The sequence below is a fragment of the Arcicella gelida genome (genome assembly GCF_034931025.1).
Classification (GTDB): Bacteria; Bacteroidota; Bacteroidia; order Cytophagales; family Spirosomataceae; genus Arcicella; species Arcicella gelida.
On sequence record NZ_JAYGIL010000024.1, the window covers coordinates 57282 to 80870 of the forward strand.

The 23589-nt window shown below is 34.6% G+C and carries 15 protein-coding genes; 5 read left to right on the forward strand and 10 right to left on the reverse strand.

What is annotated here, in order from left to right; all coding sequences use genetic code 11:
* Nucleotides 1-144: 144 nt before the first annotated feature.
* The 5 genes from VB776_RS17455 to VB776_RS17475 form a co-directional block, all read right to left on the reverse strand.
* A complete protein-coding gene (locus tag VB776_RS17455) occupies nucleotides 145-1524 on the reverse strand; it encodes a phosphatase PAP2 family protein (protein WP_323698160.1) in 1380 nt (459 codons plus the stop codon).
* Nucleotides 1525-1910: 386 nt separating this feature from the next.
* Nucleotides 1911-3719, reverse strand: coding sequence for a RagB/SusD family nutrient uptake outer membrane protein (locus VB776_RS17460; protein ID WP_323698161.1), 1809 nt, complete (start codon nucleotides 3717-3719; stop codon nucleotides 1911-1913).
* 77 nt (nucleotides 3720-3796) lie between these two features.
* A complete protein-coding gene (locus VB776_RS17465) occupies nucleotides 3797-7159 on the reverse strand; it encodes a TonB-dependent receptor (RefSeq protein ID WP_323698162.1) in 3363 nt (1120 codons plus the stop codon).
* Between the two features lie 296 nt (nucleotides 7160-7455).
* Nucleotides 7456-8571, reverse strand: coding sequence for a FecR family protein (locus VB776_RS17470; RefSeq protein WP_323698163.1), 1116 nt, complete (start codon nucleotides 8569-8571; stop codon nucleotides 7456-7458).
* A 109-nt stretch (nucleotides 8572-8680) separates the two neighbouring features.
* Nucleotides 8681-9283 carry an RNA polymerase sigma factor gene (locus tag VB776_RS17475; protein ID WP_323698164.1) on the reverse strand — a complete coding sequence of 201 codons (603 nt, stop codon included), beginning with the start codon at nucleotides 9281-9283 and terminating at the stop codon, nucleotides 8681-8683.
* A gap of 264 nt (nucleotides 9284-9547) precedes the next feature.
* Here VB776_RS17475 and VB776_RS17480 point away from each other — a divergent pair, with 264 nt between their 5' ends.
* From VB776_RS17480 to VB776_RS17495, 4 genes are all read left to right on the forward strand, one after another.
* A complete protein-coding gene (locus tag VB776_RS17480) occupies nucleotides 9548-10099 on the forward strand; it encodes an RNA polymerase sigma factor (RefSeq protein ID WP_323698165.1) in 552 nt (183 codons plus the stop codon).
* Between the two features lie 5 nt (nucleotides 10100-10104).
* Nucleotides 10105-11556 (forward strand): hypothetical protein, encoded by a 1452-nt coding sequence (locus tag VB776_RS17485; RefSeq protein WP_323698166.1) that lies wholly within the window; start codon nucleotides 10105-10107, stop codon nucleotides 11554-11556.
* A 152-nt stretch (nucleotides 11557-11708) separates the two neighbouring features.
* A complete protein-coding gene (locus tag VB776_RS17490) occupies nucleotides 11709-12152 on the forward strand; it encodes a Rieske (2Fe-2S) protein (RefSeq protein ID WP_323698167.1) in 444 nt (147 codons plus the stop codon).
* A gap of 38 nt (nucleotides 12153-12190) precedes the next feature.
* Nucleotides 12191-12970 (forward strand): hypothetical protein, encoded by a 780-nt coding sequence (locus tag VB776_RS17495; RefSeq protein WP_323698168.1) that lies wholly within the window; start codon nucleotides 12191-12193, stop codon nucleotides 12968-12970.
* A 70-nt stretch (nucleotides 12971-13040) separates the two neighbouring features.
* Here VB776_RS17495 and VB776_RS17500 read toward each other — a convergent pair whose 3' ends face one another.
* From VB776_RS17500 to VB776_RS17515, 4 genes are all read right to left on the reverse strand, one after another.
* Nucleotides 13041-15302 (reverse strand): OmpA family protein, encoded by a 2262-nt coding sequence (locus VB776_RS17500; RefSeq protein WP_323698169.1) that lies wholly within the window; start codon nucleotides 15300-15302, stop codon nucleotides 13041-13043.
* A gap of 177 nt (nucleotides 15303-15479) precedes the next feature.
* Complete coding sequence (locus VB776_RS17505) at nucleotides 15480-15908, reverse strand: nuclear transport factor 2 family protein (RefSeq protein ID WP_323698170.1); 429 nt, start codon at nucleotides 15906-15908, stop codon at nucleotides 15480-15482.
* 21 nt (nucleotides 15909-15929) lie between these two features.
* Nucleotides 15930-17801, reverse strand: a complete 1872-nt coding sequence (locus VB776_RS17510) for a glycoside hydrolase family 88 protein (protein WP_323698172.1) — start codon at nucleotides 17799-17801, stop codon at nucleotides 15930-15932.
* 393 nt (nucleotides 17802-18194) lie between these two features.
* A complete protein-coding gene (locus VB776_RS17515) occupies nucleotides 18195-19475 on the reverse strand; it encodes an MFS transporter (protein WP_323698173.1) in 1281 nt (426 codons plus the stop codon).
* Nucleotides 19476-19961: 486 nt separating this feature from the next.
* On the opposite strand from VB776_RS17515, the gene VB776_RS17520 reads away from it, so the two are divergent.
* Nucleotides 19962-20999, forward strand: coding sequence for a LacI family DNA-binding transcriptional regulator (locus tag VB776_RS17520; RefSeq protein WP_323698174.1), 1038 nt, complete (start codon nucleotides 19962-19964; stop codon nucleotides 20997-20999).
* Nucleotides 21000-21050: 51 nt separating this feature from the next.
* Here VB776_RS17520 and VB776_RS17525 read toward each other — a convergent pair whose 3' ends face one another.
* Complete coding sequence (locus VB776_RS17525; protein WP_323698175.1) at nucleotides 21051-23501, reverse strand: glycoside hydrolase family 95 protein; 2451 nt, start codon at nucleotides 23499-23501, stop codon at nucleotides 21051-21053.
* Nucleotides 23502-23589: the final 88 nt, after the last annotated feature.

Consider the following 23589-nt stretch of genomic DNA (forward strand, 5'->3'; position numbering starts at 1 on the left):
GTCGGAAAAATATGCCAATCATTTTTATTGATAGACAAAGGTCAAACAAAGTTTTGAACACTTTTATTAACCATGAGTTAAGATTTTTCATCATTTTACGATTGTATTTGTTCCTTCAATATGTTTTATTAATACAGTTAAAGCTTATTTTTTGATTATATTCCAAGGTAATGAATTGATATTTTTACCTATTTTCTTTCCTTCTACTAACCCCACTTCATTATCTTGACGAGTATGAATGCCTCCATACAAACGTGACATAGCAGATTCTTCAGCAGCAGCCCAAAATGAATTAAAACTCCTTGCTTTATATTCTACCGACCTTTCTTCATCTCTTGGTCTGCCAACGTGTGAATCATCTATAAATTTAAAACTTGGTCCATATAATTCAGTTAATACTGTTGCCGTAGCAGCACTCTGCACTGCATGACCCGAATAATAAGCTGGGAATGGTGGTTCTGGCCAATACAAATCCCAATTTCTATCTATATTGTAATAAATAAAAGAAAAAGGTCTTTCAGCATTAAAAATGAACTTTATTTTCCAACAATTGATAAAAGCATCAGCCACTGCCATTCCTACTTTAGCATAAGTTTCAGCCGCTTTGAACAAATTTGGTTTAGCTGTTTTTACCGCTAAATTAGCTAGATTATACGAGTGTCCGGGGGGTGAAAATGTTTGAGAAGGATCGTCTCCCCACCAATTGGCAATTTCTTTTTCCTCTTGGGTCAATGTTTTTCGTTTTGTATATACTTCATACATGTAAGCATAATATTTAGAATCAGGCTTGAAGTCATACTTTATCATTTCAGGAATCGGTAGCACACTATTCATTGGCGAGAATGTTCTGTTTTTTCCCCAATGTGGATGTAATGGCATCGCTACTGATGACTGCCCTCTCGTTGGTGCTTTCCACAAACCTTTACCAACTGGCACTTTGTAAGTACTATCAAAATTTCTTTTATATCCTTCATGTCCTCCATCCGTTTTCGACCATTCAAAAATAGCTTCAGCAATTGCCTGACCAAACAATTTAGAACGCTCGGCTACTTTTCCATCTGTTGTTTTAAGCTCATTTTGATATATCGCTTCTTCCAGAGAATCTATTCTACTAATATTTATTTGAGCAGATTGCTTGTATAATTTTTTCAAAAGAAAGGCTTGCCCAGCATTTAATGAAAGCACCCAATTATAAACTTGCCCTTTTTCTGGCTTAGGCAATTCGTTCAATCCTTTTAATGTGCCTATTAAAGATTTTTTCTTTACGTCCCCTGCTACTACACATTCATACATCGTTAAACCCAAATATCCCAGTGAACGAGAACCATAAGTTGGTGAACCTCCAGGTGTATTTTTCATTGTTTTTAAGGACATTTCTCCCCATTTCAAAGCTACTTCAGATGATACAAACTCGTTTTTAGGTACATACTTTGGGATATTAGGACGAAAATATCTTATTTCATTAAACGATGCTTCACTGCTATTAATTGATAAAAAATACAATAACAAAATAATAATGCTCATAAAAACGCTAGTTCTGAGCATGTTTTTTTCAAAAAAGGCACTCAACAGACCTTGATTGAATGCTATAGTTTTTTTTATCAAACTGAAAAATACCATAAAAATGCTTTAAATAGAGATTGTAAATACTATCAAATAGGATTCTTTATGTTTTGGATACATCTACCATCGTAAAGTACTGCTACGAAACTAATGTATTAATCTTTGAAAACTAGCTAAAACCATGCCAAATTACTTCAAAATACATTTACAGTTTCAATCTAATTCTTGTTTTAGACGTTTTTCGTAGGAATGAGGCATTCTGTAGATAGATGATAAAATACTGTAGCTTTTGTAAAATTTGTATCAAAAAAAAGTCCCTTTGCCTATTAAGCAAAGGGACTTTAAATTTAGTATAATGGGTTTTGGATGAGATTCTTATTTTTATTCATTTCATCTAACTTGATGGGCAAAAAGTAAGCTCTATCTTTCCAGTTTCTATCTTGAACATCAATAACTTTGAAAGTTGGTGTACTTGATGTTGTTTTATCAGGATTGAGTGGATACCGAATTTCAATTCCTTTGGCATTATCAAAAGTATTTGGAGCAATCATCCAACGACGTACATCAAAGAAACGATGGTCTTCAAAAGCTAACTCTACTCTTCTTTCATTTCTGTACCGTTCTAATAATGCTTGTCCACTTTCAGTTACTTCTGGCATTCCTGCTCTTTTACGAATCATGTTAATATACTGACGAGCTTCGGCATCTTGTCCAAGTCCAATACAAGCTTCGGCATAATTTAGCACAACTTCTGTATATCTAATAAAACGCCAAGGCAAATCTTGTTTCACATATTGTGCATCAATCGTTTGGTCGATAAATTTACGTAGATAATATCCAGAATAAGTACCATTCCAATCTTCAATCGGACCTTTACGAGTATCAAGACCAGCGATTACATCTACAGAATTGGTTGAAGCATTCCACTTTTCCCAAAAACCTACTTGTATTACTCCTTTAGGGTCAGAAGCGGCTACATCAGATGGTCGCTTTCTCCACTGAACTCCTTCATAAAGTATGGTTGCATAAAAACGTGGGTCACGATTTTTGTATGGATTTTTAGCGTGTTCGGTATTCGTCCAGCTAAATTTCGAACCATCTTTCATTTCATAAGCATCGACTAACTGCTGTAATGGCGTATTACTTCCCCAGCCATGATAGCCATTCGGGTTATTGAATAAACCTGGATTGTAACCATCCCAACTATCTTCTGTTTTAGGCAAAAAGAATCTTACGAAAATATCTTCTGTGTTTTCTTTCATTAAAAACATTTCACCATAATTTTTGGCGGTTGAATCGCCCGCTGCTGGAGTAGCTTTGTAAATACTGTACGCTCCTAAATCCATTACTGCTTTGGCTGCATTTTTAGCAGCTAACCAACGTGCATTACGGTCGCCACCCACATAACCAATTAATTCAGGATGAGCAAAACCACCTGCCCAAGTAGGAGTTTTATTGTATAAATCACTTGCGGCGTGTAATAATACTCTAGCCTTCAATGCCAAGGCTGCTCCCTTCGTTGCTCTTCCTTTATCAGCACCAGTATTTACCAATAATAAATTTTGAGCTGCTTTATCACAATCTTCAGCAATAAATTTGATACAGTTTTCATAAGTATCTCTAGCAGGCGTAAAATCATCCGATAATTTATAAGCTTGCTTGATAATTGGCACTCCACCATATACAGACACTAGGTTATTGTACAAATATGCTCTCAAGAAATATACTTCGCCAATTAAACGCTTTTTAGTATCAGGATTATCAAATGGAGTACTTTCTATTTTTTCAAGAAAAAGATTACAAGCACGAATGTATTTGTAAACATTTTGCCAAATCATTCCTTTGTAACGATTTCCAGACCAGAAATCCCAAACGGAATAATCACTGGCTGTTACTAAGCATTTGGTAACGTTGCTACTTCCAAAATCGGCATTATACATAGATTCATCACTCAATGATGCCATCATCATATTGCTAAAACCATGTGGAATGCCCAAGTAAATATTGTTCACAAAAGTCGTTACCAAGGCTGGATCTTTCCATACGGCATCTTCTGCAAACTGATCTAAAGGTTGAATGTCGAGGTCATTTTTACACGAAACAGTGTTAAAAAGTACAAGGACACTTGTCAATAATATATATATTGTTTTTTTCATCTGATTAAATGTTTATGTATTGCTTTCGGTGAACAAAAGTTCAACTGAAGAATAATTCGCTTTTCAAGAATCGAAATTTAGAATGTAAATGAAAGCCCTGTGTTAAACACTTTTTGAAGTGGATAACCTTGTCCACTTCCACTTCCCATTTCTGGATCAAAGTCTTGATAATCTGGACTCAATGTCCATAAATTCAGACCACTTACATAAATTCTTGCACCTTCTAAACCTAATTTTTGACTAAGCTTTTTAGGCAAAGAATAACCAAATTGAATATTTTTCAAACGGATATAATCAGTACTTTTCAAGAAATAAGTATTTCTGTTACTTACCCAATATTCATTGCTACGGTTGAAAGTTCTAGGACCTGAAGCATTTGGATTCTCTGAAGTCCAACGTTGGTCATAAAAACTTTTTAAGAAGTTTCCAATTTCACCAGATTCTGTAGAAATATAATTGGTTGCTCCGAAAGCTCCTTGAAACAAAATACTTAAGTCAAATTGTTTGTAACGAAGATTGGTTGAAAAACCTGCCGTAAAGCGAGGAATATTACTTTTTCTACTTCTGACACGGTCGTTACCATCAATTTTTCCATCTTTGTTTACATCTTCAAAAATCACATCGCCTGGTCTTGCATTATCCCAATGAGGATACGAATCAACCGAAGCTTGGTCTTTGAAAATACCAATCGCATTGTAATATAAATCGGCATTAGGGTTTCTTGGGTCAGTAGGAATTGGATAACCCGTAGTTTTTTGATAATCTGGTGAGCCTGGAGCTTCATCCCAGAATACAATTTCATTTTTAGAATAACCTCCGTTCGCACCAATTTGGTAAGTTAATTCACCAGCTTTGTTATGATAGTTAATATCAAATTCAAAACCAGAGTTTGCTACTTTTCCTATGTTTTCGCTTGGTAAAGTCAAACCCGTTGATGTTGGAACAGAAGCATTTCTTGGCCATAAAATTTGTGAACGGGTATTATAAAAATAGTCTGCCGAGAACGAAAGCTTATCTTTCAACAATTGCATATCAAAACCAATATTTGCTTGATTGGCTACTTCCCAAGTTACATTCAAATTAGGAATACGAGTTTCATAAAGTGTTTTGTTCTCTTGGTCTATTCCTAAAATAAGGGGCTGAGGAACGCCTCCGCTGTTGGCATAAAAACCATAAGAAGAAAGGTATTGCCATTCTGCAATGCGGTCGTTACCAGTTTGTCCCCACGAAGCACGCAACTTCATGTTTTCGATAAATGACACTTTATCTTTCCAGAATTCTTCTTCAGAAAGTCTCCATCCTAAAGAAACACCAGGGAAAAAACCATATCTTTTATCAGCAGGGAAAATGTACGAACCATCATAACGCCAGACAAATTCAGCCAAATACTTTTCTTTGAAATTATAATTTACACGACCGAAGTAATTTCTACGAGCATTCTGAGAAGCAGAACCATTGTTATCTTTTTGTAAATCTCCACCCGCAAAAAGTTGATCTAATGCCGTTGAAACAAAGTATCTACGATATGCCGAGAATCTATCCATTTGTCCAGAACGAGATTCCGTACCAACCATGAATTTCAAATAATGATTTTGCCCAATTGTTTTTTCATAATTCAACAAAGCATTCATCAAAATGGTATGATTATCCTCCATTTGTTCCGTTAAACGAGCATCATCAAAACCTTTTTTACCTTTAATTAACACAGGTTTTCCACTGGCATCTACTGTTTGTCCATCCCAAGAATATAAGTACCAAGGCGTTTCAAATTTCTTATCAAAACGTAAGCCTTTATCAATACTAGCAGTTGTTAATAGCGACAAACCTTTCACCCAAGGAATCTGAATATTTAATTTCATATTACTGTTCAGGTAATACCATTTGTCTTTATCATAACCAGTAGCATCGGTACTTACCACAGCTGGGTTATCGCCATATTCAATATCTGGACCAGGTGTTCCGTCTGGCCAATAGGCAGGCAAATTAGGTTTTCCACGCATTACCATTCTGAAAATACTTCCAGCAGAACGAGTTGGATAATTTCTATCTTCCATTCTACCCGAAACATCAAAACCAAAACTGATATACTTGTTAATATTGGCATCAATGTTACTCCTAAAATCGTATTGATTATATTTTGTCCCGCTATTTTTATAATAACCATCTTGACTTTTAGCACCGAAAGAAACAAAATATTTGAAGTTTTCGCTACCGCCAGAAATACCAATGTTAGCATAATTTTGTAAAGACCAAGGCTTTAAAACTGCACCAAACCAATCTGTATTTGGATAACGCCAAGGGTCTGAACCATCACTAAATTTCTGGATTTCCTGAGGAGTAAATCTTCCTGTTCTACTAGCATAAGTATCTATTTCATTCAACATGGTAGCATATTCAGCCGCACTTGCCATTGCTGGCAAACGAGTTGGCTGACCATAACCTTGGTTTAAGTTGAAAGTAATGGTTGGCTTTCCACTTTTTCCACGTTTCGTCGTTACCAAAATAACACCATTGGCAGCCTGAGCGCCATAAATAGCGGCTGAAGCATCTTTTAAAATCGTTACGCTTTCGATGGTACTTGGGTCAATTCTTTCTAATGAACGCCCAGGAACACCGTCAACTACCACTAAAGGATTATTATCTCCTAAAGTATTCACGCCTCTAATTCTCAATGTTGAGCCATCATTACCTGGCTCACCACTTGAAGTAACAGCTACTAAGCCGGGTAAACGTCCTACCAAACTATTACTTACGTTGATAGATGGCGATTGCACAACTTCTGAACCTTTTACTGATACGACAGAACCTGTAACGGTTACTTTTTTCTCAGTTCCATAACCCACCACAACAACTTCATCAAGCGACTGTGTGTCGTTTGCCAAAGTGATGTTTAATACTGACTTTCCACCAACTGTAACTTCTCTTTTTTGGAAACCAATTGAACTGAAAATTAATACCGTATTATTGTCTGGCACCGAAATTCTATACTGCCCTTTTGCATCAGTAATAGCACCTCTTTGCGTGCCTTTGATAAGAATATTTACACCTGGTAATGCTTGCCCTGCTTCGTCTGTTACTGTACCAGTTACTGTTTGTTCAGCAATTTCGATGCTTAATACTTCATTATTTTCTTGAAGATTACTGGCAGAATTGGCATTTCCAACTGAACGATTGATAATAACCATTTTTCCAGATACCTCATACGTAAGGTGTAAAGGCTTGAAAAGATTATCAAAAATTTTCGATAATTGAGCATTCTGGAAATCAACTGTAATTTTGCGATTGGATTGAATAAGCTTTGAACTAAATACAAACTTAATGTCCGTTTGCTTTTCAATTTGTGTTAGTACACTTCTCATGCCTAACTCCTGAGCTTGCAACGTTACTCTTTGATTGAGAACATTTTGGGCATTAGTATTACTCGCAAAAGTTGAGCTCATGAGCCAGATTGCAAGAAAAACTTGAGTGAGTGTAATTTTCATAGCCGTAAGTAGTAACTTATGGATTTGTAATGTTTTTTTCATACATTTGGAGATGTTTTGTTTAGGTTGAATTTGAGCAAAACAATTCCCGCACTTTACCTTGTAAAGTGTTCATTGGCTGGAACCAAAAGGGGAACTTCAAGGTCGGTAATGCTGGAACATTGCCGACTTTTTTTTGTGGGGACGGGTTTTAGTTTTTCATTGAGTTAAATAGTATTGGTTTAATTTATAATTGATTTAGTTTAAGGTCTCTTTTACTTACAGCCTTTGCTGTAAATCACAATTTGTCCGTCTAATATTTCGTAACGAGCCTCCACTCCTTTGCAAATAATGTCAAGTTTATCGAATAATTGTAAGTCGGTTAATGATGCTGTTAATGGGCAATTGGATAATAGTTCTTCATCAAACACAATATCAATACTGTAAGCTTTTTCTAAGGTTTGTAGCACTTCGCTTACAGGTGTATCTTCAAACTCAAACTGAGGTTTGATATTCTTTTTGGTGGTAATTGTTGGTAATTCTACCAATAGTTTATCCATTCTTACCTCTTCACGTGCATAAACTATTTTTTGGTTGGGTGTCAATACCACTCCTTTTAATTCTCTACTGGTAGCTTTTTCCTCTACTCTCGCATCAGACTGTGCAAAAACTGATACTTTGCCTGTTTTTACTTCTACCGTTACTTCTTTTTCCTTATCATAAGCACGAATAGTAAAACTTGTACCCAACACTTTGGTTATTAATCCATTAGCATAAACCAAAAATGGTTTTTCTGGATTTTTAGTTACTTCAAAAAAGGCTTCGCCAGAAAGATATATTTCACGAGTATTACCAACAAAATTCTTTGAATAACTAATTCTACTTCCTTTTTTAAGCAATACTAAACTTCCATCTATTAATTGAATCGGTAAAGTAACTTCGTTTTCATTCTTTACTTCTATCAATTGATTGGTATTGGCTGCAACGTATTTTTCATAAACACCTTTAGGCTGAATAGAATGATGTAAAATCTGTTGATAACTAATAGTCACGCCAATAATCAAAATTACTAGTGCTGCTATTTTAAGCCATTGGTTTTGTTTGGTGTAGAACAATTTAATTTTTTTAGTTGTGCTGTTTGCGTTCTCATCTATTTTGGCAATGGTTTGGCTGACTAATTCATCTACTTCTTCATTTTCAAAAGTGATGTTTTTAATCACTAAAGCTTGAATAATTGATTTAGCTTTATCTACCTGAGCTGTTTTATCAGGATTTTCTTCCAACCATTTTTCCCAAAAGGTATTCACTTCTCTGTTTGGACTTAATACCCAAATACGGAAATTAATATCCCAAACAAAGTCCTCTGTATCGAAGTCACGATAGTTTTTCATATAGCTTAATAATACCTTTCTATATAGCGTTAGACATCAATGGTATTCAGATACCATGAATTATTTAAAAAAATATCAAAAAAATTAAATTATTCTATTTTGAGCCTTTTTATTGGAACAAAAAGGGGAACAACAAGGCAATGAACTCGGTAGTCCAGTATTTTTTGAGTTGCTTAATTGCCATTTGAAGAAGATTGGAAGCAGTCTGCGGAGCAATATCCATAATCTGAGCGATTTGTTCACGCTCTAATTCTTGGAAAAATTTAAGATAAATAACCTCTTTTTGTCTTTTTGGTAAAGTTTCAATAACTTGTTTCATGCGTTGTGTCAATACCAAACTTGTCTCATCTTGAATAAATTTTTCTTCAATAGAAAACTCAATATCAAAAATATCATTGGCTTCAGTATAAGGGTCCGAATAGCGTAATTGCAAAGAAGCTCTGTGAATACGTCTTCTCAGCGAAGCCATTAAATAGGGTTTAACAGCAATATCATCAGACAGATGTTCACGCCTTTCCCACAATTGTAAAAATAAATCTTGGATACAATCTTTAATAAATTCTTTATCCTTAGAAAACTTCGTTCCGTAGTGAAATAAAGACGAAAAATTAGCTTTCATCAAGGCTTCAAATGCCAATTTATCCCCTTCAAGAAACCGCAACCACATCAATTGGTCTGTATAGTTTTCTGGATTAAGATTTGATAATTTCATAGTAAAGAGGACAAAGACAATTATGTTGACTGTTAACAACAAATGATAACTGTGGAAATTTACAAATAAATATTGAAATGTTCACAAACTTTCACATCTTAAAGGATTATTCAAAAAAAATAGAGATAAAATAACGAAAAGCTCACCCAACTTTTTTATCTCAATTTCATCTACGTTAAAATAAGTAATTTCATCAAAAACATAAACCTATCACTCAAAATGTAAAATTTTTATTTAATACTCTTTGGACTAAAATATAATTATTTGAAAACTCAATCTGAAATTATAAAACGTTGTTTGAAAGGAGATGAAAATGCCTTTAGCACACTCTATCATCAATATGCTTCCAAAATGATGGTTGTTTGTATCAGGTATTCGCATGACCGAGAAGAAGCTAAAGATCTTTTACAGGAAGGGTTCATTAGAGTCTTTCAACATCTCAATCAATTTAAAGGAGAAGGCTCATTTGAAGGTTGGATTAAAAGAATTATTGTGAATGTAGCCTTAGAATTCTACCGAAAAAATACCAATCAACGACATATTAATGAAATCGCTTCCGATTATGAAGAACAACATCCTATTTCATCAGAAGATATACTTAGTAATATTCATGCTAGAGATTTACTCAATTTAGTACAAAAACTTCCACCAACTTATAGAATGATTTTTAATCTTTATGAATTTGAGGGTTTTAAACACCAAGAAATTGCAAAACAATTAGGCATCTCAGAAGGAACATCAAAATCTAATTTATTTGATGCTCGTAAAATTTTACAACGTTTGGTTTCAGAAATGATGAAAGAAATAAAACATTAACAACAATGAGCGAACAAGAATCAGAAAATATAGGAAAGGTTTTTAAAAATGCTATTGAAGAAATTTCAATGGCACCTCCAAATGGTGTTTGGGAAAGCCTCCGTATGTTAGCAATACAAACTCAACTAGCACGCTACAAAGGCTTTACAACATGGCTAAGTTTTTATTCGAGTATCATTACGATACTTTTGGGTGGAGCAATTTATCTTTTATTACTAAAGAATTCGGAAAGCCCAGCTACCAAAATACTTTACAAAAATCAACTTGTCAATATTCATGACTACGATACGATTTTTGTAGATAGAGTAAAATATGTGTATGTAAAAGAAAAAAACGATGCGGTTTCTGAGGATATTTCAACTCAAAATCTGGCAAATAATTCAGAAGTAAGTAATGATGACAATCATGGTAATCGTAACCAACTATTTAATACTAATCCAAAACTACTTGCCGATGATCAAACTTTTACGTTAAAAAACAAAGATTCACAGCATTCAAATAACAATATTTCAACTTCCTCTGGCGAATCCGTAAATTTAATCAATTCCAACAGTGAATCAATATCGCCACAAATAGTACGAATGACATTAAAAAAACTTGATTACAAACCTGTTAATGGCTATTTCAATCTTCCAAAAATAGCCTATCATCAATCAAATAAAACTAATCCAGATATAACAATTGAAAAACCAGAAAAACCTAAAATACCATTGATGAATAGAATTGCTATCTCTGCATTCTATTCGCCAGAGTACAGTAATTTAACAGTTTATCGCTCTGAACCAGAAGCTTTTAACTATGGAAATGAGCAAATAGCTCATTCAAATTCTTATGGTTTAAGAGCCAGTATTGATATTAATCCTAAATTGAGTATTTCGACAGGTATTGAATGGGCTAATATTCAATTTGCTAGTTCAATCAGGAAATTTCCAATTCAAGCGGAATTAGTCAATGGAAAAGCTACTTACTTGTACAAAACAGTATTTGGCGTAGCCACAATTCCAACAGAAGAAATGACAACTGTTCCTGCCATTGGCAATCCAATTACTTTAGAATCGGAGGATGAGCATACTGTTGGTTTTATCAGATTACCATTATCTCTTCAATACAATGCTTTTCAGTGGAAATTAAAAAAAGGAGGACGTAACCAAAGGTATTTATCGTTGTATGGAAGCGGAGGAATTAGTTACAACTTACCATCTCATCAAAAATTAGCCGTAGAAATTTATGAAGCTGATGGGCATGACTATTATACAACTTTAGGAAATTTCAAGAATACACAGTCTTTTTGGGCATATAATTTAGCATTTGGGGCTGCAATAGATTTGACACATAATGCTTCTTTTTGGATTGAACCCAATTATAATAAAACAATAGACAGCTTTGTGCGTGATTTACCTTTAAAATCATATATTCATAATCTTGGCGTGAGATTTGGAGTAAAATGGCATTTTTAATGTCTTCTAAAATTTAGAAAAAAACGATAAATAAATGCGTTGGTGTGATTTTTGGCACTAACGCATTTATTTTTTTGCCTTCACCCAACCTTTTTTTTCAATTCTCATCTTATCTGAAATAACAAAACAAAACCACATTAACTTTCTTCTCAATGAGTAACCAAGAAAAAATTAATCGTAACGAATTTTTAAAAAGTTTAGGCGTAAAAGGTGCTGCTCTCCTCGCCATTTATTGTACAGGCTCAAGCCTAACTTCATGTAAAAATGAATCCAGTATTAGTCCAACACAAACAGGCGAACTCCTCAATTTAGATTTAACAAGTACAGCAGCAGCGGCTTTAAAAACTGTTGGCGGATACATTCGTCAAAACAATGTAGTTGTTGCCAAAGTAAATGCAACTGATTATGTTGCCGTTACACAAATCTGTAGTCACGAGGGTAGAAATGAAATTACGTTCACCAATAATCAATTTTATTGTACCGCTCACGGTGCTGCATTTAATACTTCAGGAAAAGGACTTAATGGAAATGGAAGTGGCGGCATCAAAGTATTTAAAGTAAGTATTACTGGAAATATTTTGACGGTTAGTAATTAGTCCTTCTTTAAGTTATTGTTAATACTATAAATTGACTTATGAAAAATTCAAGTTTTATCGCCATACTTCTTATGATTGGGTTCTTTACAATTGGATGTAAAAACTCAAAAGGTGACCCTGCTCCAACAGATATTGTAACACCTGCAAACCCAACTGATAATACGTCAGGCAATACTGCAAACCCAAGTACGGATACTGGAGGAACAGGTACTGCCAATAATTGTGGAAACGCAACCGCCAATGTTTCCAAAGGAGATTCTGTTTGCTTCAATACACAAATTCTTCCTTTTTTCGTAAGTAATTGCGCAACTAGTGGCTGTCATGATGCCAAAACTCGTGCAGATGGTTATGAGTTTACCTCATACGCCAAGATTGTCCAAAAAGGTATCACCACTGGTAGTCCTAGTAAAAGTAAGCTTTATACTGTAATGATTAAAACAGATGGGGATAGGATGCCGCCAGCTCCTTCCCAAGCTTTATCCAAAGTACAAACAGATATGATTGCCCAATGGATTACTCAAGGAGCCAAAAATGTAGATTGTGCGGTAGTTGTTGACACTCAAAATGTTACTTTTTCAAAAACAATTATGCCTTTATTAGCTACCAATTGTTTAGGATGTCACAAAACTGGTTCAATTTCTGGAGGAGTAAATCTTGAAAACTATGCCAGCGTAAAGATTTATGTAGATAATAAAAGATTATCTGGAGCAATCAATAATATAACTGGCTATTCGCCAATGCCACCCATCGGAAAACTAACAGATTGCCAATTAGCTGTTGTAAAAAAATGGATTGATGCAGGTGCAAAAAATAATTAAAAATAATACCCAAAGTAAACAATTATTCGTGTTGACTTTGGGTATTATTTTAATGGTAAAATCAATAAAATTACTTTACAGACAAAATTTTAAACTCTGTCCTTCTGTTTTCTTGGTGTTGTTCTTCGCTACAAGAAACGCCATCTACACATTCGTTAATTGGCTCAGTTTCGCCATAGCCTCTAGCCATTAATCTACTCGTATCTATACCATTTTCAACTAAAAAATCTACTACAGCTTTTGCTCTTTTTTGTGATAATTCTAAATTGTAACTCGCACTTGAACGTGAATCTGTATGCGAACGAATCTCTACTTTCATTGTCGGATATTTTTGTAGAATTGGTAAAATTGTTTTTTCTAATTCATGAGCAGCATCTGTACGAATAAAGAATTTATCTCTGTCGTAATAAATATTTTTCAGTCGAATCACATCTCCTTTAGCATACATTTTTTGCACATTTTGAAGTGGAGAAGCATTATTTTCAGTACTTTTAATTACTTCGTTATTGGTAGCATAATCGTCTTTTTCGGCAATTAATTTATTTTCAGTATCAGGCTTTACTTCAAATTCATAACCACCGTCTTCTCCAGTAATTACAGTTTGTTTAGTTTTATCTTTTTGGTTTTCTAAGGTTACTTGTACTCCTGCAATTGGTTTTTGATTTACTTCCGACTTTACAATTCCTTTCAAAATAGAAGTATTCGATTTTTCAAGATAAATGGCTAAAGTTGTGTTTTGAGCCGTATTACTTCTGGTAGAAAAGGTAATAGCATTCATCAAATAGCCTTCTTTAATGGCTTTGAATTCATATTCTGAAAGCGATTGTAAACAGATTGAGATTAATCCAACCGAATTGGTTATTTTCAATTCCTGATTCTCTCCATTTATCACACTTCTAATGTCCACATCAGCCAAAGGTAATTTGGTCAAAGCATCATAAACGACGATATTGAGTGGATGACACTCTTTTCTAAAACTATAAATATTATCATCATGAATTCCCTTTTTTCGGTTGGAAGAGAAGTAACCTGAATTTCTGCCCCCATCAGTAATCAATCCGAAATCATCTTTTTCAGAGTTCAATGGTGCGCCAACATTCACGACATTTTCACTGAATTTTCCATTTTTGTATTCCACGAAAAAAATATCCAAACCGCCCAAACCTTCATGACCATCCGAGGCAAAGTATAAATTATTATTTTCATCGACAAATGGGAACATTTCATTGCCTTCAGTATTGATTTCTCTGCCAGCATTCACTGGTTTTCCCCATTTGCCATCGTTATATTCAACTACATAAATATCGGTTCCACCAAAACCTCCGGGCATATCTGAAACGAAGTACAATTTTGTATTATCAACATTCAAAGCTGGATGCCCGCACGAAAACTCATCATTATTAAAAGGCAATTCTTTTACATTACTCCAACTTTCTTTATTCAAATTAGCTGAATATAATTTCAAGCGATTTGTTCCATCTTTTGATTCTCTGGCTCTGCCTTTGTTATAATTATTTCGGGTGAAAATAACTTTTTTGCCATCTTTGAAAAAACTTACTGGTCCTTCGTGATACTTAGTGTTTAGAATTCTACTGAAATCTTCAATCTTGGATAAAGGCGATTCCTGTACAAGTGTTTCATTATTGCTTGCAGACATTCCACCCAAAGCGGCAGCAGATTGTAAACCCATTTTGGGAGATAAAAGAGCAGTATCTGGAACGAAATATAGATTCAAAAAAGGTGTTTGGTTCCAACCAAAAACACGTTTAATAATTCCTGCTTCGTCACGTGCAGAGGAAAAAACCAAACCCCCATTATAATACATTGGACTAAAATCTGCTTGGCGAGAATTAATAGCTAAGTATTCTACTTTATAAGAAGATGAATCACGATAAAAGTGGCTCATATCCATGTATGAAACCGTAAATCGTTTACCTCTTAAATCGGCTTTTTGTTTTTCCCCGTACAAAGAGTAATATTTCTGCGACTCACGATATTTCTGATTGGAAGCCAATGCCTGAGCATAGTACAAATATTGTTCGCTTTCAACATCAGGAAAATCTTTAATTAAATTAGAAAATACTCTTTCTGCATTGCGAGTATCCTGTATTTTTCGATAGGAAAAAGCTAATTTTTTTAAAACTTCTAACTTGACTTTTGGGTCTTTGTTTTCTTTTAAAAAGTCCTCATATTGACGGATTGCTTCTAGATAACTCAGTTTTTCAAATTGATAATTAGCTTCTTTAAGTTTAGATTGAGCATACAAATTCCCAAATGTGCAGAAAAAAAACACAAATAAAAGTAATCGTATTTTAAGGATTTTGTTGTTCATTAATCAATTAAAGATTTGTTGAATAGCTTAGGCGTTTAAGTCTGATACAATATTCATTGTAAAAATGACAAATAACGTGCCAAAACTAACATAAGATTTTTAGCTTTCTAGCTTAAAGTCAATAAAAAAGGTTTGGAGTGCGTCCAAACCTTTTTATAATTACACTACAATTAAGGATTAAATTTTCACCGCTTGGCGAGCGATTAATTTCCAATCATTTTTTGTTTTTTGAAACACTAATAAAATACCCAATTTCACTGTTCCAGCCACACCACGATTATTAGTTTCCGCATATAATTTATGACGAACAATAGCGGTTTTTCCGAATACTTTAATGGTTTGCTCAGTCAAATCCATTGTTTTGAAATCTGAATCACCATTCATCAAAGTTTCGATTAAATGAGCTTTGCCTTCTAAGCTTCCACCAGAGTGTCCGTAAGTCAAGCCTTCATCAAGGATTTTCTCTAAAGTAGCTTTATCAGCATCAACCACAGCTTTTCTGAAAGTTTCTACCACAGCAGCAACTTTCGCTTCATCGTCAGATTGTGCTTGGCTAAGCCCTACAGTTCCTAATAAAATAGTACCTAACATTAATAATGTTTTCATTCGTTTAAGGTTTATTATTAATTACTTTTTAGTATTGCTTTTTAATAACCAAACGGCTAAATTCTTCGCTGCTTTGAAGTTTTCAAACTCCATTGGCAAACGTTTTCCGTTTAAGTATTCATTGTAAATCCAAGGGTCGCCTATGGCAAAAACCGTTCCTTTGCCAACTTTAGCCACCGCCATAATATTATCACTTCCTTCAGTTACAACAGCTTTTGCAGGTGCTTTTACTGATAAAACTGATAGCTCTTTTACAAATACTTTGCTTACGTCTTTAAAAATAGGGTGGTTCGCAGGAATCGTTACTTTCCCTTGTTCATACACATTATTTTTTACCATGTTGATACTTTTCCCAGTAAACTGAATTCCAAATCTAGCCGCTAATTTATTGAAATGAGGTAATTCTACATTGGCAGAATCGTTTGCCATTAATACTAAATTCCCTCCTGCTTTTACCCAATTTTCAATGGCTGCAATGTCTTGTGCATTTACATAATTAGGATTTGGTGTTTCTTTTTTAGTATCTGGGTCAACGATGATATATACATCTAAATCTTTCAAATTATTAGCTCTTGGTGCGGTTGAAACTGTTTTTAATTCAGCACCGTAATTTTCAAAAATACTTCCTAATAAAGTAAAACCTGAGTCTTTTCCATCATACCAAGTATAGTGATAAGGTTCTGTAATGCCTTCACGAGTAGTACGCATTTCGTGGTTGAAGTAATTATCTAAACCTACTTTTTTGCCTTTTCCAACAGCCAAATCTTCTGCAATTTCCATTTCAACACTTGCCATGATAAATGGTGCCATTCCTTTTAAATCATCACGACGAATTGGTTCTTTCAAGTAATATTCATAACTACCATCACGATATGGATTTCCACCTAAACCACTAACTAACACTACTTTTTCTAAGTGATTGATGCCGTTACTTTCTGTAGAAATAAAGTTTCTTAAAATTCCATCATATCCTTTTTTAGCATTTTGTGAGTATGATTTATCGAGATAACCCATTCTAACGCCTTTTGCCAAACCGTAAACCATCATTGAAGAACCCGAAGCTTCTAAATAATTGCCTTTCCCGTTTAATTTATCTACAACTTGATACCAACAACCTTCTTTAGGATCTTGGAATTTCACAATTGCCGATGCCAATCTTTGGTAAATAGCAATCAATTCATTGCGTTTGGGATTTTCTTTCGGGAAAGTATCCAATACATCTGCTAAAGCCATGATGTACCAACCGATTGATCTTCCCCAGAAATTTGGTGAGCGACCAGTGGTTTTATCAGCCCATTTTTGTTCACGACTTTCGTCATAACCATGATACAATAAACCTGTTTTAGGGTCACGTGCATTTTTTTCCATCCAAATAAATTGGTTGGCTATATCATCAAAATTCTGTGGTTGATTGAACGCTTTGCTGTATTCTGCATAAAAAGGTTCTACCATATACAAACCATCTAACCACATTTGGTTTGGATAAATTTGTTTATGCCAAAAACCACCCTCTTTAGTACGTGGTTGTTCCGAAATTTGTTTTCTTAATAAATCTGCCGCTAGTTTAAACTTCTCTTTGCCAGATTCACGGTAAAGCATTACCAAAGAACGACCACCCGTGATATTATCAGAATTGAAATTATCGTATTTATAAGTTCTGATTTCACCTTTATCGTTTACATAAGAATCCATATTATTCAAGATGAAACGATAATATTTAGCATCACCAGTACGGTACCATACTCTTTCAATGGCTTTTAAAAGAATGGCTTGTTCATAGTCCCAACGAGCACGTTTTCCTTCTTCTTTGTAAGTAATAGAATCTTTATGAACGTCTAGCATAATATCTGCCATTCTTTCAGACCACTTCATTTGTGCGAAGGAAGTATTCATAGAAAAGAAAAGGCAAATCCCAGCAAGAATCACAAAGGACTTGCTAAAAGTTGGAAGAGTAAAAAAAGGTTTTCTTTGCATTTTTTGATTAAATAATTATGATTGAGGAATTCGAGTGAATTTTGAATTAGTACTGTACTAAGAATTAAAATATATGTTCAAATGTTTTTTAACTAATAATTTGAGGTAGCAGCAACCTTTGCGGTTGCCGTTTCATTCGAGGCAGCTAGCTGCAAGTTGCCACTACATATTATTTGATATAAATAACAAAACATTTTGGGCTATGAAAGAAGTCTGTCCAGCAATCAGTTGAACGACACAGTACAAACAGATAATTTATTGATTTCTAAAATGTTAATCATTAAATCATCATTCGTCAAATTCCTCAATCACTTAAATTTCTACTTGTTCGTTCTTTGGAGCGAAAAAGTGCATAATAGCCCAAGCTAAAATATAGGCACTTCCACAGAGTAAAAAGATAATATTGTAGCCTGAATTGATATCGCCAGCAGCTTTGTAAGAATCCAACAATGAACCTACAATAATTGGGAAAATCATCCCTCCTACTGAGCCAGCCATTCCACCAATACCAATCACAGAACTAATCGCTTTTTTAGGAAACATATCCGAAGCCACCGTATAAATATTAGCACTCCAAGCCTGATGTGCCGCTGCCGCAATACTGATTAATGCCACTGCTTCCCAAATATTTGTTGCATAACGAGCTGCCATAATTGGCACCACGCAAATAGCAAAAATGAACATTGATACTTTTCTAGCTTTTGGAATTGCCCAGCCTTTTTTGATAAAGTAACCAGATAAATATCCTCCGCCAATACTGCCAATGGTTGTTGCCGTGTAAACCAAAATCAAAGGCAAACTTGGCTTTTTCAAATCCAGATTAAAGGTTGTTGAAAAATACGAAGGCAACCAAAATAAGAAAAACCACCAAATTGGGTCTGTCAACATTTTTCCGAATACAAAAGCATAGGTTTGTCTGATTCCAAAAAGTTTTAACCAAGCTACAGGCTTTTCATTGGCATTTACTTGTTCGGCATCACTATGAATATACTCATATTCTGCCTTTTCTAATTTTTTATGTTTTGATGGAATTTCATAATAAATAATCCAAAAAACTAACCAAATAAAGCCTACTCCTCCTGTAACAACAAAAGCCATTTCCCAGCCATAAGCTCCCAAAATCCAAGGAACCATGATGGGTGCAACTACTGCTCCGATGTTTGCTCCAGAGTTAAAAATTCCAGTCGCTAAAGCTCTTTCTTTTTTAGGAAACCATTCAGCCGTTGCTTTGATTGCCGCAGGAAAATTACCTGCTTCGCCTAAACCCAAGGCAGCTCTTGCTAAACCAAATCCGAAAGTACTTTTGGCAAAAGCATGAGCAATTGCTGCAATACTCCATAATATCACCGAAATGGTATAGCCTAATTTTGTACCAATCTTATCAATAATTCCACCAAAAGCCATCAAACTAAGCGCATAAGCAGCCTGAAAGGCAATTACTATTCTGCTATAATCTGTTTCTGTCCAGCTAAATTGTTTTTCTAAAGTTGGTTTCAAAAGACCTATCACTTGTCGGTCTAAATAATTTATGGTAGTAGCAAAAAAGAGTAAAGCAACTATTTGCCAGCGGTACTTACCAATCGTCTTGTTCATTTTTATGGGATTTGACTGTAAAATCTTTGATTAATATTCATTCTTTCATCTGAAAAAATGACATTAATCATGCTTTTCATTAAAGAGAAAAACGCTTTACTTTTACTTGATTTCGAAAAAATGATTCTCAACGTATAAGTAACTTTAGTTTATTTTTCCCTTATAGTATTAAATAGATTTTCAAAAAATCTATCCTCAAAAAACAAATTTAAAAATCCACATAACTAGATTATTTCAAGAATTAGCATTTTGAGCTATTACTTGCTCTAAACAAAGGCTTAGTTAAACATATCTCTTAAAGTAGAAGGATACAAACATTTTATTGAATATTTTTCCCAAATCTTTTCGGGAACGTTGCCATTAGTGTAAATTTATATTTAGGTAAGAGATTACAGTGCTATTTTATCAGCAAGATTTAAATCAAAACAGATAAGTAACAACGGGAAAAGAGAGGAAACATTTTGTACAATTCAAAGAAACAGCATTTTGGAACATATAACAATTAAAGATATTGCCAAAGCCTTAAATCTCTCGACTTCAACCGTTTCGAGAGCATTAAGAGGAAGCCATGAAATTAACCCAGTCACCAAACTTTTGGTGATGGAATATGCCGAAAAATTCAATTATCAACCCAACCCAATTGCACTAAGTTTAAAGGAAAATAAAAGTAGGTCTATCGGTGTAATCGTACCAGAAATTGATAATCCTTTTTTCTCACAAGCCATCAATGGTATTGAAGATATTGCTTACAACAAAGGTTATCAAGTAGTTATCTTCCAAAGCCATGAATCTTATGAACGAGAAGTAATTAACACACAGCATATTACTTCAAGACGTGTGGATGGTTTATTGATTTCACTTTCGGGACAAACGACTAATGTTGAACACCTAAAAAACTTGCATGATAAAGGATTACCCATTGTGCTATTCGACCGTATCTCAGATGAAATAAACACCCATAAAGTGATTTCAGATAATTTTGAAGGCTCGTTTAATGGCACTGAACATCTTATCAAAACAGGTAGAAAAAGGATTGCACACATTGCAGCTTCTCCACATTTATCAATTTCCAAAGAAAGGGTAAAAGGTTATTTGGCAGCTTTGGCAAAACATAATATTCCTGTAGATGAATCTTTATTGAAGTATTGTAATTATGGTTTGCAAGATATTGAAGTGGTGATAGACCAACTTTTCGCCAACGAAACACCACCCGATGCTATTTTCACCGCAAGCGATAGATTGGCTTTGGGTTGTTTAAGTACTTTGAAAAAAAGAAACATCAAAGTGCCAGAAGATATTGCTTTGATAGGTTTTACTAATTTAAAAGTAGCGGCACTTTTAGCACCATCGCTCAGTACCATTGTACAACCCGCTTTGGATATGGGTAAACGTTCGGCAGAATTGTTATTTGATTTAATAGAAAACACTTCTAAACTGCCTAAAAGCTATCGGACTTTTAAATTATATACAGAATTGATTGTTCGAAATTCTTCTGTAATGAAAAGTGATGAGGAAAGGCTTTAAAATAAAACAGCAGGCATGATTTAGTTTCATGCCTGCCATATTAAAGATTACTTACAAACTCTTTAAAACATAAACTCCGCCTTTAATGGTTTGGAACTCATAAGCATTAAAGTTTTTAGCTTTTTTCAAACTTTGATTTCCTACTAAATTAAGTGTATTTGGTGTTTTGATAATACAATTTCCGCCTATCGACGAACGAATTACCAATTGTGTTACTTGCTTGTTTTTCCAAGTAATGTCTATTTCAAAACCACCTCTGGCTTTCATTCCTTTGATTTCTCCATCCTGCCAATCGTCTGGAATAGCTGGCAAAATATTAATCAAACCATCATGACTTTGAAGTATCATTTCTGAAATACCAGAAGTACCACCGAAATTACCATCTATTTGAAATGGAGGATGTGCACAGAATAAATTTGGATAAGTACCACCTCCTTTTGTATAAGTTGTACCTTCCATTCCTGTAAGTTTTAACAACTCACGCACTAATTTATAAGCATGATTTCCATCGTGTAATCTTGCCCAAAAATTTATCTTCCACGATTTACTCCAACCTGTTCCATCGTCTCCTCTAATTTCTAAGGTTTTCTTTGCAGCATTTGAGAAATCAGGTGTACGCAATGGCGAAATCTGGCGACTTGGATGCAAAGCAAATAAATGCGAAACGTGTCTATGTTGTGGGTCTTCGTCTTCCCAATCTTTATACCATTCTTGTAAATTTCCTTTTTTACCGATGTGCAAAGGATAGAGTTTTGCTTTCTTTGCAATTAATTCTTTTCTGAAAGCTTCGTCAATACCCAACTTTTCAGAAGCTTCGATGGTGTTGGTAAATAAATCCCAAATGATAGCCATGTCCATCGTACTAGCCACAGAAACCGTACCTTTTTCTCCTTTTTCAGTAATAAAAACATTCTCTGGCGAAGTAGAAGGTGCTGTTACTAAATAGCCATCTTTATCTTCAACGAGCCAATCTTCACAGAAAATAGCGGCTTCTTTCATCAATGGATAAGCTTTGTTTTTCAGGTAATTTTTATCTCCTGTAAAAGCATAATGTTCCCATAGATGTTGGCTTAACCATGCTCCGCCCATTGCCCAGTTTGCCCACATAGGCGAACCTTTTCCTTTATCTCCTACAGGATTTGACAATCCCCAAATGTCAGAATTATGATGAACCGTCCAGCCACGAGCATTGTAAAAATTCTTGGTGGTTTCTTTACCCGTTTTAGCCATGTAGCCAATCCATTTCAATAATGGCGTGTGTAATTCCGAAAGGTTACTCATTTCTACCATCCAATAATTCATTTGCGTATTGATATTGGTGGTGAAATTACTACTCCAAGGCGGGCGAACGGAGTTGTTCCAAATACCTTGTAAGTTGGCTGGAATACCATCTGGACGAGAACAAGAAATCAATAAATAACGACCAAATTGAAAATAAAGACTTTCTAAAGCAGGGTCTTTCCTTCCATCTGCATATTTTAATAATCGTTCGTCAGTTGGTAAATCTACGCTTGGGTTTCCATTTAAAGTAAAGCTTACACGATTGAAATAACGTTGATAATCAGCAATGTGAGCTTTTTTCATCACATCTACATTTTGATTTAATGCAGCTTGTAAATACTTTTCAGCAATGGCTTTTTCATCCTTTCCTTCAGAATCAGGGCATTTATCAAAACCGTTAAAACTACTTCCAACCGAAATAATTAACACCGCTTCACTAGCATCTGAAATAGAAATTCCAGAAATATCAGTACTTACTTTTCCGTCGGTAGATTTTACTTTAATTCGCCAGTCGAAGCGAACGCCACCACAACCTGTTGGGTCGTCATAAATAACAGGCTGAGCATTATAACCCACATAATTTGGGTCGGCATGAGCAGGCGTTTTTCCTCGAACTACCAATTGATTTGTACCTAATACTGATTTTTTGATAGGATGCTGTGCAGCGGTTGAAGCCTTAAAATTTAATGCTCCTTTGGTACTTGCCTTTAAGCGAATAATCATTACTTGGGCTGGTGCAGACACAAAAAATTCACGAGAAAATTCTGTATCTCCTACTTTGAAACGAGTACTAGCGGTAGCATTAGCGATGTTTAAATCTCTATAATAATTACTTACTTCGCCTTTCAAGTTTTGTTCTAAACGTAAATCACCAAGTGGTTGATACGCCTCTGAATAAAGTCCTTGGAGTTTGTGGGTAAGTTGTTCTGCCTTTTTATAATCTTCCTTAAAAAGTGCTTCTCTTACTTCTTTCAAATACTTTGGAGCCTCTGGATTGGGATTTGTATTAACGGGTTTTCCCGACCAAAGAGTTTGTTCATTCAACTGAATTAATTCATTAGCTGGTCTTCCGAAAATCATTGCACCGATACGTCCATTACCAATTGGCAAAGCTTCATTCCAGTTTCTAGCTGGCTGTTTGTACCAAAGTGTCAGGTTCTTTTGGGCAAAAGAACAAAGTGTTTGGCTAAGTAGTAAAATAGCTAAAAAGGTTTTTTTCATATAATTGTTATTTGTGAGTTGTGAATGAGCATTTTTGTGATTATTGTGGAATTTTATGCTAAAAAACGCCTCATTCTTCACTAAATAC

Excerpts from the sequence above, each read along its gene's own strand:
- VB776_RS17455 (WP_323698160.1), bottom strand. The coding sequence starts at position 1,524 with ATGAGCATTATTATTTTGTTATTGTATTTTTTATCAATTAATAGCAGT.
- VB776_RS17460 (WP_323698161.1), bottom strand. The coding sequence starts at position 3,719 with ATGAAAAAAACAATATATATATTATTGACAAGTGTCCTTGTACTTTTT.
- VB776_RS17465 (WP_323698162.1), bottom strand. The coding sequence starts at position 7,159 with ATGAGCTCAACTTTTGCGAGTAATACTAATGCCCAAAATGTTCTCAAT.
- VB776_RS17470 (WP_323698163.1), bottom strand. The coding sequence starts at position 8,571 with ATGAAAAACTATCGTGACTTCGATACAGAGGACTTTGTTTGGGATATT.
- VB776_RS17475 (WP_323698164.1), bottom strand. The coding sequence starts at position 9,283 with ATGAAATTATCAAATCTTAATCCAGAAAACTATACAGACCAATTGATG.
- VB776_RS17485 (WP_323698166.1), top strand. The coding sequence starts at position 10,105 with ATGAGCGAACAAGAATCAGAAAATATAGGAAAGGTTTTTAAAAATGCT.
- VB776_RS17490 (WP_323698167.1), top strand. The coding sequence starts at position 11,709 with ATGAGTAACCAAGAAAAAATTAATCGTAACGAATTTTTAAAAAGTTTA.
- VB776_RS17495 (WP_323698168.1), top strand. The coding sequence starts at position 12,191 with ATGAAAAATTCAAGTTTTATCGCCATACTTCTTATGATTGGGTTCTTT.
- VB776_RS17500 (WP_323698169.1), bottom strand. The coding sequence starts at position 15,302 with ATGAACAACAAAATCCTTAAAATACGATTACTTTTATTTGTGTTTTTT.
- VB776_RS17505 (WP_323698170.1), bottom strand. The coding sequence starts at position 15,908 with ATGAAAACATTATTAATGTTAGGTACTATTTTATTAGGAACTGTAGGG.
- VB776_RS17510 (WP_323698172.1), bottom strand. The coding sequence starts at position 17,801 with ATGAATACTTCCTTCGCACAAATGAAGTGGTCTGAAAGAATGGCAGAT.
- VB776_RS17515 (WP_323698173.1), bottom strand. The coding sequence starts at position 19,475 with ATGAACAAGACGATTGGTAAGTACCGCTGGCAAATAGTTGCTTTACTC.
- VB776_RS17525 (WP_323698175.1), bottom strand. The coding sequence starts at position 23,501 with ATGAAAAAAACCTTTTTAGCTATTTTACTACTTAGCCAAACACTTTGT.